This window comes from Enterobacter kobei (assembly GCF_001729765.1).
Classification (GTDB): Bacteria; Pseudomonadota; Gammaproteobacteria; order Enterobacterales; family Enterobacteriaceae; genus Enterobacter; species Enterobacter kobei.
On record NZ_CP017181.1, the window covers coordinates 4526626 to 4544694 of the forward strand.

Sequence of the window (18069 nt, forward strand, 5' to 3'; positions counted from 1 at the left end):
GGGCAGCGGTCGCTTATTTCCACACAAAAGGGAACAGTATAGCGGGATTAGCGCTCAAAGGCGTATTCCACTTCTGCCGGGAAATGACGATGCCAGGCATCGAAGCCGCCGTCGACGCTGTACACAGCGTCGTAGCCCTGCTGAAGCAGATACTGCGCCGCGCCTTTGCTGCTGTTGCCGTGGTAACACATCACCATCACCGGCGTATCGAAGTCGTTATCGCGCATAAACGCGCCCAGCGTGTCGTTGGTGAGATGGAACGCGCCCGGCGTATGGCCCATCGCAAAACTCTGCGGATCGCGGATATCCACCAGCACCGCCGTTCCCTGGTGCATCTTCTGATGGGCTTCTTCTACGTTAATACATTCAAACTGATCCATGGTGTTCTCTTTACAGGGGTCAACGACACAATTTTACCCCGTAGTGTACGTCCTGGCGGCGGGTAAACGCCATTATGTTATCCATATCACTCTAAATTGTTTTTTTGATGTTACCAAAAGCGCGTTCCTTTGCTATTATGAGCGATATCGAACATTTTTGAGCTTTAACGAAAGTGCATGAGGGTGTTATGGAAACCAAAGATCTGATTGTGATAGGCGGTGGCATCAACGGTGCCGGTATTGCGGTCGATGCCGCAGGACGCGGTTTATCCGTGCTGATGCTGGAAGCTAACGATCTCGCCTGCGCGACGTCGTCCGCCAGCTCCAAGCTGATCCACGGTGGCCTGCGCTACCTGGAACACTACGAATTCCGCCTGGTCAGTGAAGCGCTGGCCGAACGTGAAGTGCTGCTAAAAATGGCGCCGCATCTGGCGATCCCGATGCGTTTCCGTCTGCCCCATCGCCCGCACCTGCGTCCGGCGTGGATGATCCGAATTGGTCTGTTTATGTACGATCATCTGGGTAAACGCACCAGCCTGCCGGGTTCGAACGGTTTGCGTTTTGGCTCAGAATCGGTCCTGAAGCCTGAAATCGTGCGCGGTTTCGAATATTCCGACTGCTGGGTGGACGATGCACGCCTGGTGCTGGCGAATGCGCAGATGGTGGAGAAGAAAGGTGGAGAGGTGAAAACCCGTACCCGCGCTACCGCCGCGCGTCGTGAAAACGGCCTGTGGATCGTCGAAGCAGAAGACATTGATACCGGCGAGAAATTCAGCTGGAAAGCGCGCGGTCTGGTGAACGCCACCGGTCCGTGGGTGAAGCAGTTCTTCGACGACGGCATGCATCTGCCTTCGCCGTACGGCATCCGCCTGATCAAGGGCAGCCATATTGTGGTGCCGCGCGTACACACGCAAAAACAAGCGTACATTCTGCAGAACGAAGATAAGCGCATCGTGTTTGTGATCCCGTGGATGGACGAATTCTCGATCATCGGCACCACCGACGTGGAGTACAAAGGGGATCCGAAAAACGTTGAGATCGACGAGAGCGAAGTGAACTACCTCCTTAAAGTGTATAACGCACACTTTAAGAAACAGCTGTCCCGCGATGACGTGGTCTGGACCTACTCCGGCGTGCGTCCGCTGTGCGATGACGAGTCTGACTCACCGCAGGCCATCACCCGCGACTATACGCTCGATATTCACGACGTAGACGGCCAGGCGCCGCTGCTGTCGGTGTTTGGCGGCAAGCTCACCACCTACCGCAAGCTGGCGGAGCACGCGCTGGAAAAACTGGCCCCGTACTATAAGGGCATTGGCCCGGCATGGACCAAAGGCGCGGTATTGCCCGGCGGTGATATCGGCGACAACCGCGACGATTATGCCGCGAAGCTGCGCCGTCGCTTCCCGTTCATTACCGAAGGCATGGCGCGCCACTACGCCCGCACCTACGGCAGCAATACCGAGCTGTTCCTCGGTGATGCGAAGGACATTGCGGATCTGGGCGAGCATTTCGGTCACGAGCTGTACGAAGCCGAGCTGCGTTACCTGGTCGAGCACGAGTGGGTTCGCCGCCTGGACGACGCCATCTGGCGCCGTACCAAAGAAGGGATGTGGCTGAATGCCGAACAGCAGTCACGTGTGGCGCAGTGGCTGCAGCAGCATGCGGGAAAGCGTGAGCTGTCGTTAGCGTCTTGATGTAAAAAAGCCCGGTGGCGCTACTGTATGACCGGATACATAGGTGACAGATCAGACCGGGAACATAGGTAACACTTTTAGTCTATCCGGAGCACACTCTGGGTTTTTCGGTCGTAGTACGCAAGCGTTATCCCATTAAAGATGATGGCCTCAAGGCCATCAGCTTGTTCTTCCAGCATGATGTACTCCCCAGTCAGTGCTTCACTCAGGAACACCGTACCCTTTTTTCCCATATAGAGGGTCCCCCTCGATTTCACCCTGTAGACTGTACCTCCTTCCGGATAAGCATATTCAGGAACACGGCCATCCCAGTGTCGGTTTGAGGGTTGCCATACCGTTCCGGGCGTTGCTCCCGCCAGTGCTTCATGCGGCCTTTCGTAGTTAAATTCTTTCCGGTAGTCACTGAACCACCGCTGTTGTTCTTCCATCGTCATGAAGGTGTTGCCCTGTTTCACCGCACTTTTCAGGGAGCGGTGCATTCGCTCATGGCGGCCATTTTCTTCCGGATGCCCCTTTCTGATACGCTCCGGCCTGATGCCCAGCTTGATTAGCCAGACGGCAAGACGACTTAATCCGGCTATTCCTGTTCCCGCGAAGGGCTGGCCGTTATCGGTTCTAAGCACTTCCGGCAGACCATATTCCAGGAACGCATCCGTCAGGCACTCTCTGACAAAGGGTTCACTCTCACGGTGTGTTCCCCGGCAGCTGAGCAGATACCGGCTGTGATTATCGGTCAGGGTGAAAGGATGGCAGTACTCTCTGCTGAGCAGCCTGAACTTGCCTTTAAAATCAGCGCTCCAGACCTGATTGTTCTCACTGATGATGGTCAGGGGCTGGCGATTGCCTGGTGTTCTGCGTTTTCGTTTTTTATCCGGAACCAGGCCTTCGCGCTTGAGGATATCGCCGATAGTGCTGGCGGCAGGTACGGTAAAATCGACGTGATGATTGAGCAACCACATCCGCAGTTTTTTTGGCCCCCAGTCAGGGTGTTTTTGACGCAGGGCAGTCAGGTGTCCGGCGATATCATCAGGAACCGTCCGGGAGTGGGAGCGTGGCGCACGCGACCGGTCCGAGAGAGATGACAGGTCAGAAGGGTCAAAACGCTGAAGCCATTTATAGCCGGTTTTACGGCTGATGCCAAAAAGACGGCAAAGCGCGGAGAAGGAGTCCGTACCTGCATGGCAGGCACGGATAAAATCAAGGCGTTGCATAGGTCGGGTCTCAGTCCAGGGCATAGCGAGTCTCCTCTTCTATGCCAGTTATAACTGTTACCCATGTATCCGGTCTAAAGTGTTACCCATGTTTCCGGTTCATACCCTACGCTTACCGGGCCTACGGGATCGAGTAGGCCTGGTAAGGCGAAGCCGCCACCCGGCTATGTTTTTACAGCCTCACCGGATCAATATGCCAGATCGTCTCGGCATACTCCTTAATGGTCCTGTCGGACGAGAAATACCCCATATTGGCGATGTTATGCATCGCAGCGCTGGTCCACTTCTCCTGCTGACGGTACAGTTCGTCCACCTTATCCTGACAGTCCACGTAGCTGCGATAATCCGCCAGCACCTGGTAGTGATCGCCAAAGTTAATCAGCGAATCCACCAGATCGCGATAGCGGCCCGGCTCGTCCGGGCTGAATACACCGGTCGCGATCTGCGTCAGTACCTGACGTAACTCTTCATCTTTTTCATAGAACTCACGCGGCGAGTAGCCTTTTCTGCGCAGCGCCTCCACTTCTTCCGTGGTGTTCCCGAAGATAAAGATGTTCTCAGCCCCTACGTGCTCCAGCATCTCAACGTTCGCCCCGTCCAGGGTGCCAATGGTCAGCGCACCGTTGAGGGCAAACTTCATGTTACTGGTCCCGGAGGCTTCCGTACCCGCCGTCGAAATCTGCTCAGAGAGATCCGCCGCCGGGATGATCAGCTGCGCCAGGCTTACGCTGTAGTTCGGGATGAACACCACCTTCAGCTTGTCGCCAATATCCGGATCCAGGTTGACGACCTTCGCCACATCGTTGATGAGATGGATAATGTGCTTCGCCATGTAATAGGCGGAAGCGGCTTTACCGGCGAAGATTTTCACGCGCGGCACCCACTCGGCCGTCGGGTCGGCCTTAATCCGGTTGTAGTGGGTAATCACATGCAGCACGTTCATCAGCTGACGCTTGTACTCGTGAATACGTTTGATCTGCACGTCAAACAACGCTTTCGGGTTGGCGACCACGTTCAGATGCAGCGCAAGGTAAACCGACAAACGCTTTTTGTTCAGCAGCTTGGCTTCGCGCACGGCTTTGTTCACCGTCGGGAAATCAATGTGCTGTTCCAGCTCGCTCAGCTGGCTCAGGTCGGTGCGCCAGGTGCGGCCAATGTTCTGATCCAGCACGTCAGAAAGCGGCTGGTTCGCCAGCGCCAGCCAGCGACGCGGCGTGACGCCGTTGGTCACGTTGCAGAAACGCGTCGGGAAGATCTTCGCGAAATCCGCAAACAGCGACTGCACCATCAGGTTTGAGTGGAGCTCAGACACGCCGTTTACCTTGTGGCTGATCACTACCGCCAGCCAGGCCATGCGTACGCGACGACCGTTGGATTCATCAATGATCGACGCCCGGCTCAGCAGGCCGGTATCGTTCGGATACTGCTCCTGCAGCGTCTTGAGGAAGTAGTCGTTAATCTCGAAGATAATCTGCAGATGGCGCGGCAGGATTTTGCCGAGCATATCCACCGGCCAGGTTTCCAGCGCTTCGCTCATCAGCGTGTGGTTGGTGTACGAGAACACCTGGCAGGTCACCTCGAATGCCTCATCCCAGCTGAACTTATGCTCGTCGATAAGCAAGCGCATCAGCTCTGGAATAGAGAGCACCGGGTGCGTGTCGTTGAGGTGAATCGCGGTTTTCTCCGCCAGATTGGCGTAGGTTTTGTGCAGCTGGTGATGGCGGCTGAGGATATCCTGAATCGTCGCCGAGACGAGGAAATACTCCTGACGCAGGCGCAGCTCACGGCCGGAGTAGGTTGAGTCATCCGGATAGAGGACGCGGGACACGTTTTCAGAGTGGTTTTTATCTTCCACCGCGGCGAAATAGTCACCCTGATTGAATTTACCGAGGTTAATCTCGCTACTGGCCTGGGCGCTCCACAGGCGCAGCGTGTTGGTGGCATCGGTGTCATAGCCGGGGATGATCTGGTCGTAGGCCACGGCCAGGATCTCTTCGGTCTCCACCCAGCGGGATTTTTTGCCTTCCTGCTGAATACGTCCGCCAAAGCGCACCTTGTAGCGGGTATTGTGACGCTTGAACTCCCACGGGTTGCCGTACTCCAGCCAGTAGTCCGGCGACTCTTTCTGACGCCCGTCGACGATGTTCTGCTTGAACATGCCGTAGTCGTAGCGAATGCCGTACCCGCGTCCCGGCAGCGCCAGGGTCGCCAGCGAGTCGAGGAAGCAGGCGGCAAGACGCCCCAGCCCGCCGTTGCCGAGGCCCGGGTCGTTCTCTTCGTCAATCAGCTCTTCTAAATCCAGCCCCATCTCTTCGAGGGCGGTTTTAACGTCGTCGTAAATGCCGAGCGACAGCAGCGCGTTGGAGAGCGTGCGGCCAATCAAAAATTCCATCGACAGGTAGTAAACCTGACGCGTTTCCTGCGAGAGCTGGGCGCGGTTTGATCGCAGCCAGCGTTCAACTAAACGGTCGCGCACCGCAAACAGAGTGGCGTTCAGCCACTCGTGTTTGTTGGCGATGACCGGATCTTTCCCGATGGTGAACATCAGCTTATAGGCGATGGAGTGCTTTAACGCCTCAACGCTGAGCGTGGGTGAAGAGTAGCTAAATGGAGCATTCATATCAGTAACTTCGCCTCGTTACATCAAGCGTTGATAAAGATCGCGGTACGACTGCGCCGCAACGTGCCAGCTAAAGTCCATGGACATCGCCTGACGTTGTACGTAACGCCACAGCGACGGACGGGACCACAAGACGAAAGCACGCCGAATCGCCCGAAGCAGCGACCAGGCATTACTGTCTTCAAAAACAAACCCGCTGGCGATACCGTCCGCCAGATTTTCCAGTGAGCTATCAGACACCGTATCCGCCAGCCCGCCCGTGCGGCGTACCAGCGGCAGGGTGCCGTATTTCAGGCCATAGAGCTGCGTCAGGCCGCAGGGCTCGAAGCGGCTTGGCACCAGAATGACGTCTGCGCCGCCCATAATGCGGTGCGAAAATGCCTCGTGGTAACCAATCTGCACGCCCACCTGCCCCGGGTGTTCCGCTGCCGCCGCGAGGAAACCTTCCTGCAGCACCGGGTCACCTGCGCCGAGCAGCGCCAGCTGTCCGCCCTGCTCGAGCAAGCCGGGCAGCGCCTCCAGCACCAGGTCCAGCCCTTTCTGGCTGGTCAGGCGGCTCACCACCGCGAAGAGCGGCACTTTGTCGTTGACCTTCAGCCCCATTGCAATCTGCAGCTGGCGTTTGTTTTCCGCTTTGTCTTCCACGGAATCGCGACCATAGCGTGCCGCCAGCAAGAGATCGGTTTCCGGACTCCAGATCTGTTCATCCACGCCGTTCAGAATGCCCGACAGGCGCCCTTCCCGATGGCGCTGTTGCAGCAGCCCTTCCATGCCGTAGCCAAACTCCGGCTGGGTGATTTCTCGCGCATAGGTTGGGCTGACCGCCGTGATGTGATCGGCGTAGTACAGCCCCGCCTTCAGGAACGAAATCTGCCCCTTAAACTCCAGCCCGTGCATGTTATAGAACGACCATGGCAGATCGATGTCATTCATATGATGCGCGTAGTACATCCCCTGATAGGCGAGGTTATGCACCGTAAAGACCGATTTTGCCGGGTGACCGCGCGCGGCGAGATACGCCGGAGCCAGCCCGGCATGCCAGTCGTGCGCGTGCACCACATCCGGACGCCAGAACGGATCCAGCCCCGTCGCCATTTCTGCCCCGACCCAGCCGAGCAGCGCAAAGCGCAGCACGTTGTCGGTATAGGCGAACAGGTTCGTATCGTGATACGGGCTGCCCGGTCGGTCGTATAAGTGTGGCGCGTCGATCAGGTAAATCCCTACGCCATTGTAATGTCCAAACAGCAGGGTGATGCGTCCGGCAAACGTCTCACGGCGGGTCACAACCTTTGCATCAGGAATGCCGCGCCGGATATCCGGGAAGGCAGGCAGCAGGACTCGGGTATCCACGCCTCCGGCGATTTGTGCCGCCGGTAATGCACCAAGAACATCCGCCAGACCGCCCGTTTTTAACAACGGGAACATCTCAGAACATACGTGTAAAACCTGCATCATCGCTCCTGTTTGATCTGCAGCTTCCGCAACATTTCCCGTGTGACTAACACGATCCCCTCTTCCGAACGGTAGAAACGACGCGCGTCTTCTTCCGCGTTTTCACCGATGACCATCCCCTCAAGGATGACGCAGGCGCGGTCGATCACGCAACGACGCAGACGACACGAACGCCCTACCCAGACATCCGGCAATAAGACCGCCGAATCGATATTACAGAATGAATTTATCCGCACGCGCGGGAACAGCACGGACTGCACCACCACCGAACCGGAGATAATGCACCCGCCAGAGACCAGCGAGTTCAGCGTCATACCGTGGCTGCCGGAGCGGTCCTGCACGAATTTGGCCGGCGGCAAGGATTCCATGTGGGTACGAATCGGCCAGTTCTGGTCGTACATATCCAGCTCAGGCGTGACTGAGGCCAGATCGAGGTTCGCTTTCCAGTACGCTTCCAGCGTGCCCACATCGCGCCAGTAAGGCTCGGCATTCGGGTCTGACTGCACGCAGGACAGCGGGAAAGGATGTGCATACGCCATGCCAGCTTTGGTGATTTTCGGGATGATGTCTTTACCAAAGTCGTGGCTGGAGTTTTCGTCTTTGTCGTCGTCTTCCAGCAGCTCATAAAGATAATCTGCATCAAAGACATAGATCCCCATGCTGGCGAGGGATTTGGTGTCATCGCCCGGCATGGTTGGCGGGTTCGCCGGTTTTTCGACGAAGTCGATGATTTTATCGTCGGCGTCCACGTGCATCACGCCAAACGCCGTCGCCTCGGCAACGGGCACCGGCAGACACGCCACGGTGCAGCGCGCCCCTTTTTCGACGTGGTCGATGAGCATGTGGGAGTAATCTTGCTTGTAGATGTGATCCCCGGCGAGGATCACAATGTATTCCGCGTTATAGCGACGAATGATGTCGAGGTTCTGCGTCACCGCATCCGCCGTCCCGCGATACCAGTTCTCGCCGTGAACACGTTGCTGAGCAGGAAGGAGATCGACAAACTCGTTCATCTCTTCACTGAAGAATGACCAGCCGCGCTGAATATGCTGAACCAGCGTGTGCGACTGATACTGCGTAATGACGCCAATACGGCGAATGCCTGAGTTCAGGCAGTTGGAGAGCGCAAAGTCGATGATGCGGAACTTACCACCAAAGTGAACGGCCGGCTTGGCGCGCTTGATGGTCAAATCTTTCAGACGGGTACCACGCCCGCCCGCAAGTATCAGGGCAACCGTTTTTAATGGTAGCTGGCGTGCCAACATTAAGGGATCGTTCTTCTCTAATCTAACCATGACTAACTCCTTTTTTATCATCTTTGGAATACGCACACTCCGTGCGCAGGCCCGTGCCAGACAGCCATTACTACCGGATTATCCGCTCCGGCAAAGGGGGGAACAGCGCGCCATTCCCCGTCAGGTAAAACAATCTCTGCGACGTCATCCGTCGCGTTCAGCGTCACCAGCCACTTATCCGACAGCAGGATTTGCAGACAGGTGATGCCGTGTTGCCACTCTTGCGCACTCAACGGTTGCGCGTCTTTATTCAGCCAGCGAACGTTGCCGTCGCCCTCTTCCCACCAGCGATCGGCGGTGAGCGCGGGGATCTGCTGGCGAAGGTGGATCAGCGCTGCGGTGAAATGGGTCAGCCCACTGTTCGCCTCACCCCAGTCGAGCCAGGTCAGGGTATTGTCCTGGCAATAGGCGTTATTGTTGCCGTGCTGACTGTGGCCGTGCTCATCGCCCGCCAGCAGCATCGGCGTGCCCTGCGATAACAAAAGCGTCGTCAGCAGCGCATGAACGCTGGCGCGACGCCGCTCAATCACGTCCAGGCTCCCGCCTAATCCTTCTATACCATGATTAAAGCTATGGTTATTGTTAGTCCCATCGCGATTCTCTTCGCCGTTCGCTTCATTGTGTTTCTGATTGAAACAAACGCAGTCGCGCAGCGTAAAACCGTCGTGCGCCGTCACCAGATTAATGGTGGCCGACGGCCGTTTGCCGTCGCGCCTGAAGAGATCGCTGGAGGCGGCAAAGCGCCCGGCGAACTCCCCCAGTGACAGATCGCGCGCCAGCCAGAAGCGGCGCATGGCATCGCGATAATGGTCGTTCCACTCAGCAAACAGCGGCGGGAAATTCCCCACCTGATAGCCACCCTCACCGATGTCCCACGGCTCGGCGATCAGTTTCACCTGCGAGAGCACCGGGCAATTTTTGATGGCCTCAAACAGTGGAGCCTGCTGGCTGAATGCTGGCGTGCGCCCCATGACGGGCGCCAGGTCGAAACGAAAACCGTCGACGTGGAACGTCTCAACCCAGTATTTCAGGCATTCATAAGCAAAATGCGTGACCGCTGGATGGCTGAGGTTGAGGGTGTTACCGCAGCCGGTCCAGTTCTCGTAATCGCCATCCTCTCTGATCCAATAATAGCTACGGTTATCAATTCCGCGCATGGAGAGCGTCGGGCCGTCGAGATCGCTTTCAGCGCTGTGGTTCAGCACCACGTCCAGAATGACCTCAATGCCCGCCGCGTGCAGCGCCTTCACCGCATCACGAAACTCGTCCCGCGCTGTCTCCGGATGGGCGGCGTAGCGGGGTTCTAGGGCGAACATCGCCAGCGGGTTGTAGCCCCAGTAGTTGCTCAGCCCCAGCCGCTGCAGGCGGGGTTCATTGGCGAAATGGGCGACGGGGAGCAGTTCCAGCGCGGTGATACCGAGGTGTTTCAGATAGGCAATCATCGTCGGATGGCCGAGTGCCTGATAGGTGCCGCGCATCGCGTTGGGGATCGACGGGTGCAGCCAGGTCAGCCCTTTGACATGCGCTTCATAAATCACGGTGTTGCCCCACGGCGTGCGCGGCGGAGCATCGTCTTCCCAGTCGTAGAGGTCGTTCACCACCACGCTTTTGGGCACGACCGGCGCGCTGTCGCGGTGGTCGGGCTCACCGTAGCCGACGTGAAACAGCGGGTCGTCTTTAAACTCGCCATCGACGCGGTGCGCGCACGGGTCAATCAACAGCTTCGCCGGGTTAAACCAGTGCCCCTGAGCCGGTTGCCACGGACCGTGTACGCGAAAACCGTAATGCATCCCCGGACGCCCACCGGACAGGTACCCGTGCCAGATATCCCCTGTGCGAGACGGTAAATCGTAACGGTGCTCGTTACCTTCCCCGTCAAACACACAAAGTTCCACCCGCTCCGCGTGAGCGGAAAAGAGCGTGAAGTTCACGCCCTTACCGTCAAAACGCGCGCCGAGCGGTTCGGGATGACCTGCCGTAAGCTGCGTCATTCACCCTCCCGCATCAGCCAGATAGTGCCAAGCGGCGGCAGCGTCAGGCTCAGGGAGTTTGGCCGCCCGTGGCTTTCGATGGCGTCGCTCTGCACCAGCCCGCCGTTACCGGCGTTGCTGCCGTGGTAGTGCATGGAATCGGTATTCAGAATTTCGCGCCATTTCCCCGGCTGGTTAATGCCAAAGCGGTAGTGTTCGCGCGGTACCGGCGTGAAGTTACTGGCGACGATGATTTCGTTGCCGGCTTTATCACGACGCACAAAGACAAATACCGAACGCTCATGGTCGTCCACTACCAGCCACTCGAAGCCGTAGGGGTCGAAATCCAGCTCGTGGAGGGCTTTGTGATGGCGATAGGTCAGGTTCAGGTCACGCACCAGACGCTGCACGCCGTGGTGCCAGTTGTCGCCGCCTTCCAGCAAATGCCAGTCGAGACTGGAGTCGTGGTTCCACTCGCGCCCCTGGGCAAATTCATTGCCCATAAACAGCAGTTTTTTACCCGGGAAGGCAAACATCCAGCCGTAGTAGGCGCGCAGGTTGGCAAACTTCTGCCACGCATCGCCCGGCATACGGTCGAGAATGGATTTTTTGCCGTGCACCACTTCATCGTGCGACAGCGGCAGCATGAAGTTTTCGGTGTAGTTATAGAGCAAGCCGAAGGTGAGCTTGTCGTGATGGTACTGACGGTACACCGGGTCGAGCTTCATGTAGTCGAGCGTGTCGTGCATCCAGCCCAGGTTCCACTTATACCAGAACCCCAGACCGCCTGATGACGGGGGTCGGGAGACGCCTGCAAAGTCCGTCGACTCCTCCGCCATGGTAACCGCACCCTCGACCTGCTCACCGATAATACGGTTAGTGCTGCGCAGGAATTCAATCGCTTCCAGGTTTTCGCGGCCGCCATACTCGTTCGGGATCCACTCGCCCTCTTTGCGGCTGTAGTCGCGGTAGATCATTGACGCCACCGCATCCACGCGCAGGGCATCAATGCCGAAGCGCTCAATCCAGTACAGGGCATTACCGACCAGATAGTTCGCGACTTCACGACGACCATAGTTGTAGATCAGCGTGTTCCAGTCCTGGTGATAGCCTTCGCGCGGGTCGCTGTGCTCGTACAGTTTTGTGCCGTCAAACTCTGCCAGCGCAAAGTCATCAGAAGGGAAATGACCAGGTACCCAGTCGAGGATCACGTTCAGCCCGGCGGCGTGCGCGGCATTAATGAAATAGCGGAAGTCATCGCGCGTGCCGAAGCGGCGTGTTGGGGCATACAGCCCGGTTGGCTGGTAGCCCCAGCTGCCGTCGAACGGATGCTCGTTAACCGGCAGCAGTTCGAGGTGGGTAAAGCCCATCCATTTAGCGTACGGCACCAGCTGGTCGGCGAGTTCCCGGTAGCTCAGCCAGAAGTTGTTATCGGTGTGGCGGCGCCAGGAGCCGAGATGCACTTCATAGACGGAGATCGGCGCATCAAAGCGGTTGGCCTGTTTACGCTCTTCCGTCTGGACCACCTTCTCCGGCTGGCCGCAAATCAGCGACGCCGTGTCCGGACGCATCTGCGCCTCGAAAGCATACGGGTCGGCTTTAATGCGCAGCTTGCCGTGAGCATCGATCATTTCGAATTTGTAGAGCTGGCCGTTATGCGCCCCCGGGATAAACAGCTCCCAGATGCCCGTCTCCCGGCGCAGACGCATCGGATGGCGACGACCGTCCCAGTAGTTGAACTGCCCGACAACGGAGACGCGCTGGGCGTTAGGCGCCCACACCGCAAAACGCGTGCCGGTGATGCCGTCCATGGTATCCGCATGAGCACCCAGCGTTTCATAAGGGCGCAGATGCGTACCTTCAGACAGCAGCCAGGCGTCCATCTCTTTTAAGAGCGGACCGAAGCTGTAAGGATCATCAATCAGGTTTTGCTGGCCGTGCCAGATAACGGCGAGTTGATAACGAAAGGGGTTTTTACGACGGGGCATGATGCCCGAGAAGAAGCCACGCGAGTCGAGGCATTCAAGATTGGCCACCTTGCGGCCGGTTTTGGGCTCAATGACCCACACTTCGGTCGCATCCGGTAACAACGCCCGAACTTCCAGCCCGGCCTCTGTACGGTGCATCCCCAGCACGGAAAAGGGGTCGGCAAAATGACCCGCAATAAGCGCATTAATCACGTCTCTATCCACACGATCGGACATGGTATTCATCCTGTTTTTTATGTCGTCCTTTTTTAGCGCCTGGGACGACTTTAATGTGACCTGACGGGTATCCACTCAGTCCCGTCCTAACCTCAGGTAAGAAATGACTCTTCCTTAAAGCATAGCCAACGCTCTACATGACTCCTGATAAAAAATAAGACATACGCGTGTTACTCCATGTAGTACGCAAAAAAAGGGGGTGAAAATCACCCCCGGTCATTAACAAATTATTACGCCAGCTGGCGTAGCATGCGGCGCAGCGGTTCGGCGGCGCCCCACAGGAGCTGGTCACCGACGGTGAACGCGGAGAGGTACTCCGGCCCCATGTTCAGCTTACGCAGACGGCCAACCGGCGTGGTCAGCGTGCCGGTGACGGCAGCCGGGGTCAGCTCACGCATGGTGATATCGCGATCGTTTGGTACCACTTTCGCCCACGGGTTGTGCGCGGCCAGCAGCTCTTCCACGGTCGGAATAGACACATCTTTTTTCAGTTTAATGGTGAAGGCCTGGCTGTGGCAGCGCAGTGCGCCGATACGCACGCACAGACCGTCAACCGGAATGGTGTTCGCGGTATTGAGGATTTTGTTGGTCTCAGCCTGACCTTTCCACTCTTCGCGGGTCTGGCCGTTATCCAGCTGTTTGTCGATCCACGGGATCAGGCCACCGGCCAGCGGTACGCCAAAGTTATCCACCGGCAGCGCGCCGCTGCGGGTCAGATCGGTGACTTTACGCTCGATATCGAGGATCGCGGATGCCGGGTTTGCCAGCTCGGTTGCGACGCTGTGGTGCAGCTGGCCCATCTGGGTCAGCAGCTCGCGCATATGACGCGCGCCGCCGCCGGACGCGGCCTGGTAGGTCGCCACGGAAACCCATTCAACCAGATCCTGCGCAAACAGGCCGCCAAGGGACATCAGCATCAGGCTGACGGTGCAGTTACCACCGACAAAGGTTTTCACACCGTTGTTCAGGCCATCGGTGATCACGCCCTGGTTAACCGGGTCGAGAATAATGATGGCATCGTCTTTCATGCGCAGCGAAGAGGCCGCGTCAATCCAGTAGCCCTGCCAGCCGCTTTCACGCAGCTTTGGATAGATTTCGTTGGTATAATCGCCGCCCTGGCAGGTCACAATAATATCAAGTGCCTTCAACGCTTCCAGATCGTAAGCATCCTGCAACGTGCCTGTGGTACCACCAAAGGACGGTGCAGCCTGGCCGAGCTGGGAAGTGGAGAAGAAGACCGGGCGGATAGCGTCGAAATCGCGCTCTTCAACCATGCGTTGCATGAGTACAGAGCCGACCATACCGCGCCAGCCGATGAAACCAACGTTTTTCATAGCATTTTTTTCCTGCTGAGGGTGTGTGCTGATTGTGCAAGCCAGTATTGAACTGGGATATGCTTCACATTACAAAATGCTGCCAAAGTCGCAAGCGAAATTAATCGATGATTGCCCGGCAATCAGAAATACAGCTAATTATCATAATAACCATAGAGATGTTCAGGGATAATTTACATGAGTGAAATCATTTCCGCAGCGGTTTTATTGATCCTGATAATGGATCCACTGGGCAACCTGCCTATCTTCATGTCGGTGCTGAAGCACACTGAGCCGAAGCGCCGCCGGGCGATCATGATCCGCGAGTTGCTCATCGCCCTGCTGGTGATGTTTATCTTCCTGTTTGCGGGAGAAAAGATCCTCGCCTTCCTGAACCTGCGCGCAGAAACGGTCTCCATTTCCGGCGGGATTATTCTGTTCCTGATTGCCATTAAGATGATTTTCCCGAGCGCCGAAGGGAGCAGCAGCGGCCTGCCCGCGGGCGAAGAGCCGTTTATCGTACCGCTGGCGATTCCCCTCGTCGCCGGGCCGACCATTCTGGCCACCCTGATGCTGCTGTCACATCAGTATCCGAATCAAATGAGCCACCTGGTGATTGCCCTGCTTATCGCCTGGGGCGGGACATTTATCATCCTGCTGCAATCGTCGCTGTTCTTGCGCCTGCTGGGGGAGAAAGGGGTTAACGCGCTGGAGCGCCTGATGGGGCTGATTCTGGTGATGATGGCGACGCAGATGTTCCTGGACGGGATCCGCGCGTGGATGAAAGGCTAGGTAAAAGCAAAATGGCCACGCAGTGGCCATTTTTAGTGTTTGCCCCCTCTCCCCGTGGGAGAGGCCGGGGTGAGGGCATCAGACCGCAGCGGCGGACCACCTACCCCTTACGAATCAAATACCGGTACGGCAGCGCTTCTGTCTGCTGCGCCACAAGCTCATGCTCCATAAAGGTACAAAACCCGGGAATATCGCGAGTCGTGGCCGGGTCGTCTGCAATAATCAGCAGCGTTTCACCGGGCTGCATGTTACGCACGGTCTTGCGTACCATCATTACCGGCTCCGGGCAGCGAAGGCCCTGAGCATCAAGGGTATGGTCTGGGCTGGAAAACAGGTCGGTCATGGTCTTCTCGGTCTGGTAAAAACGGCTGTAGTTTACGCCCGGTGGCGGACAATGCAAACCAGGTTAACGATTGCGCAAAAATCAACCATTGCAATGTCCAGCCAAAGCAGTATCATGCTGCGGTTTTTATTGGGTTCCCTCACCCCAACGTATAAAAAGGTCACAATATGACGCAGTTCTCTGAATCACAGCGCGTTAAAGCGTTGTTCTGGCTTTCGCTTTTTCATTTACTGGTGATCACGTCCAGTAACTATCTGGTGCAGCTCCCCATCTCCATCTTTGGTTTTCATACCACCTGGGGCGCGTTCAGTTTTCCGTTTATTTTCCTCGCCACGGATTTGACCGTGCGTATTTTTGGCGCACCGCTGGCCCGCCGCATTATTTTTGCGGTCATGCTTCCGGCGCTGTTCATCTCATACGTGGTGTCGTCCCTGTTTTATATGGGAAGCTGGCAGGGCGTTGAGGCGCTGACGCACTTCAACCTGTTTGTCGCCCGTATCGCCGCGGCAAGCTTTATGGCCTACGCGCTGGGGCAGATCCTTGACGTGCACGTGTTTAACCGTCTGCGCCAGAACCATCGCTGGTGGATGGCGCCTACCGCCTCCACGCTATTCGGTAACGTGAGCGATACGCTGGCCTTCTTCTTCATCGCTTTCTGGCGCAGCCCGGATGCCTTTATGGCCGAGCACTGGATGGAAATTGCGCTGGTGGACTACTGCTTCAAGGTCCTCATCAGCATTGTCTTCTTCCTGCCAATGTACGGCGTGCTGCTGAATATGCTGCTGAAAAGGCTGGCAGATAAATCTGAAATCACGGCATTGCAGGCTGGTTAAGGGTTCGCTTTATCAGTTGTGATAAGATGGACGAATGAGCCGTTATGGCCGTTTATCGAAAGGAAGAAGTCAATGCGCAATCTGGTTAAATATGTCGGGATTGGCCTGCTGGTTGTGGGTCTTGCAGCCTGTGATAACAGCGACACGAAAACGCCTGCTCAGGGCGCATCCGCAGAGAGCAACGCGACCGGCCAGCCGGTGAATCTGATGGATGGCAAACTCAGTTTCTCTCTGCCAGCCGATATGACTGACCAGAGCGGCAAGCTGGGTACCCAGGCGAACAACATGCACGTTTACTCCGACGCAACCGGTCAGAAAGCGGTCATTGTGATTGTGGGCGACGACACCAGCGAAGACCTGGCCGTCCTGTCTAAACGTCTGGAAGATCAGCAGCGCGGCCGCGATCCGCAGCTGCAGGTGGTGACCAATAAATCCATCGAGCTGAAAGGCCACACGCTGCAACAGCTGGACAGCATCATCTCTGCAAAAGGCCAGACCGCTTACTCTTCTGTGGTGCTGGGCAAGGTGGATAACAAACTGCTGACCCTGCAGATCACCCTGCCAGCGGAAGATCAGCAGAAAGCGCAGACGGCGGCTGAAAACATCATTAACACCATCGTGATCCAGTAACCTTCACGATGATGACGTGGCCTCCGGTGCTTGCACCGGGGGCCATTTTTTTAGCCGCCACGTCAGTAACAAGGCAATTATCACCAGACCCGCTGCGGCAAGATAAATCACCGGTACCCCTGCCCAGGCCATCACCAGCCCCGCCAGCGGCCCGGTAATGCCTAACGACATATCCATAAATACCGTATAGGTCGCCAGCGCCGCTCCCTGGTTCTGCTGCGGCACCGCTTTCACCGCCACCACGCCCAGCGCCGGGAAGACCAGCGAGAAACCGGCCCCCGCAAGGAAGACGCCCATTTTCGCCATCCAGGGTGCACTGGCGATGCCGGTCAACAGCAGCCCGACTATCTCGACCGCAAAGCAGATCATCGCCACATTCAGCCCACCCAGACGGTTGATGCCGTTCGGGAAAAGCAGGCGCGCGCCAACAAACGCCACGCTAAAGAGGGTTAACGCAAAGGCCGCGCCCTCCCAGCCTTTGGCGTCATAGAACAGGGTAATGAAGGTCGCAATGACGCCGAAGCCGGTCGTCGCCAGGGCCAGTGCCATACCGTACGGCCATACGCGGCCCAGCACAGCCCGAAACGGCAGTGGCTTGCCCTTGCTGGCCTTTACTTTCGGGCGCGGCAGGGCAAACAGAATCGCCAGAAGCGCGACCACCATAATGGTGATGGCGAGTCCATAGAGCCCGCCAAAGGCATAACAGGCCACGCCGAGCGGTGCACCGAGCGCCATCGCGCCGTAGGTAACAATTCCGTTCCAGGAGATCACCCGGCCAATGTGTGATGCGCCGACAACGCCCACGCCCCACAGCGTGGAGCCGGTTCCCGCCAGACTTTGCCCAATACCGAGGATGACGCGGCCCAGGCAGAGGAGCGTCAGACTGACCAGCGGCCAGGCGCTGGTTGTGGCCGCCAGCAGGTAGCTCAGGCCACTGAGGAAACAGCCGCACAACCCCACCACGACGATGCTTTTTGGTCCGAACATGTCCGCGTAGCGCCCGGCATGCGGCCGGCTTAACAGCGTGGCGAAATACTGCAGGCTAATCACCAGCCCCGCCCAGAATGCGCTAAACCCCATTACGTCATGGACATAGCCCGGCAAGACCGCCAGCGGCAGACCAATGGTCAGATAACTGGCAAAGTTGAAAATGACGACGGAAACAATACGCAGATTGAGGCGCAATCCGCTCAGCGCCGGTTCAGCGGCAGGTTCGGGCATGGAGTTAGACCTGAATTTTTTGCAACAGTGTTTCACTATTACCACGACGCCATCAGAAAATCAGCCCCGACTTTCAGATTATCGGTGCCAGACGAAGCGGAAGCCAGG

The 18069-nt window shown here is 57.2% G+C and carries 14 protein-coding genes; 4 read left to right on the top strand and 10 right to left on the bottom strand.

Annotated elements, in window-relative coordinates:
• Positions 1–47 precede the first annotated feature (47 nt).
• Entirely contained in the window at positions 48–380 is a 333-nt protein-coding gene (gene glpE / locus BFV64_RS22030) for a thiosulfate sulfurtransferase GlpE (protein ID WP_014885552.1), read from the bottom strand.
• A 188-nt stretch (positions 381–568) separates the two neighbouring features.
• On the opposite strand from glpE, the gene glpD reads away from it, so the two are divergent.
• Positions 569–2077, top strand: coding sequence for a glycerol-3-phosphate dehydrogenase (glpD, locus tag BFV64_RS22040; protein ID WP_014885553.1), 1509 nt, complete (start codon positions 569–571; stop codon positions 2075–2077).
• Positions 2078–2154: 77 nt separating this feature from the next.
• On the opposite strand, the gene BFV64_RS22045 is transcribed toward glpD, so the two are convergent.
• From BFV64_RS22045 to asd, 7 genes are all read right to left on the bottom strand, one after another.
• Positions 2155–3312 carry a DDE-type integrase/transposase/recombinase gene (locus tag BFV64_RS22045; RefSeq protein WP_069601972.1) on the bottom strand — a complete coding sequence of 386 codons (1158 nt, stop codon included), beginning with the start codon at positions 3310–3312 and terminating at the stop codon, positions 2155–2157.
• A gap of 148 nt (positions 3313–3460) precedes the next feature.
• Positions 3461–5908 (bottom strand): glycogen phosphorylase, encoded by a 2448-nt coding sequence (gene glgP / locus BFV64_RS22050; protein ID WP_014885554.1) that lies wholly within the window; start codon positions 5906–5908, stop codon positions 3461–3463.
• An 18-nt stretch (positions 5909–5926) separates the two neighbouring features.
• The gene (gene glgA, locus BFV64_RS22055) at positions 5927–7360 is read right to left on the bottom strand and encodes a glycogen synthase GlgA (protein ID WP_023331499.1); all 1434 of its coding nucleotides are present in this window, start codon (positions 7358–7360) and stop codon (positions 5927–5929) included.
• Complete coding sequence (glgC, locus tag BFV64_RS22060; protein ID WP_069602430.1) at positions 7360–8655, bottom strand: glucose-1-phosphate adenylyltransferase; 1296 nt, start codon at positions 8653–8655, stop codon at positions 7360–7362. Before glgC ends, glgA begins: the two co-directional genes overlap by 1 nt.
• Before the next feature lie 17 nt (positions 8656–8672).
• Positions 8673–10646, bottom strand: a complete 1974-nt coding sequence (gene glgX / locus BFV64_RS22065) for a glycogen debranching protein GlgX (protein ID WP_014885557.1) — start codon at positions 10644–10646, stop codon at positions 8673–8675.
• Positions 10643–12829 carry a 1,4-alpha-glucan branching enzyme gene (glgB, locus tag BFV64_RS22070; protein ID WP_069602431.1) on the bottom strand — a complete coding sequence of 729 codons (2187 nt, stop codon included), beginning with the start codon at positions 12827–12829 and terminating at the stop codon, positions 10643–10645. Before glgB ends, glgX begins: the two co-directional genes overlap by 4 nt.
• Positions 12830–13059: 230 nt before the next feature.
• On the bottom strand, positions 13060–14163 hold the full coding sequence (gene asd, locus BFV64_RS22075) for an aspartate-semialdehyde dehydrogenase (RefSeq protein WP_023331502.1): 1104 nt from the start codon (positions 14161–14163) through the stop codon (positions 13060–13062).
• Between the two features lie 177 nt (positions 14164–14340).
• On the opposite strand from asd, the gene yhgN reads away from it, so the two are divergent.
• Positions 14341–14934 (top strand): NAAT family transporter YhgN, encoded by a 594-nt coding sequence (yhgN, locus tag BFV64_RS22085; RefSeq protein WP_003861574.1) that lies wholly within the window; start codon positions 14341–14343, stop codon positions 14932–14934.
• A 100-nt stretch (positions 14935–15034) separates the two neighbouring features.
• Here yhgN and tusA read toward each other — a convergent pair whose 3' ends face one another.
• Positions 15035–15277, bottom strand: coding sequence for a sulfurtransferase TusA (gene tusA / locus BFV64_RS22090; RefSeq protein ID WP_014885560.1), 243 nt, complete (start codon positions 15275–15277; stop codon positions 15035–15037).
• Positions 15278–15444: 167 nt separating this feature from the next.
• Here tusA and BFV64_RS22095 point away from each other — a divergent pair, with 167 nt between their 5' ends.
• A complete protein-coding gene (locus tag BFV64_RS22095; protein ID WP_014885561.1) occupies positions 15445–16110 on the top strand; it encodes a 7-cyano-7-deazaguanine/7-aminomethyl-7-deazaguanine transporter in 666 nt (221 codons plus the stop codon).
• Between the two features lie 72 nt (positions 16111–16182).
• Entirely contained in the window at positions 16183–16740 is a 558-nt protein-coding gene (locus BFV64_RS22100; RefSeq protein ID WP_023309515.1) for a DcrB family lipoprotein, read from the top strand.
• A 3-nt stretch (positions 16741–16743) separates the two neighbouring features.
• Here the strand turns inward: BFV64_RS22100 and BFV64_RS22105 are convergent, their stop codons facing one another.
• Entirely contained in the window at positions 16744–17961 is a 1218-nt protein-coding gene (locus tag BFV64_RS22105) for an MFS transporter (protein ID WP_045135451.1), read from the bottom strand.
• Between the last annotated feature and the right edge of the window lie 108 nt (positions 17962–18069).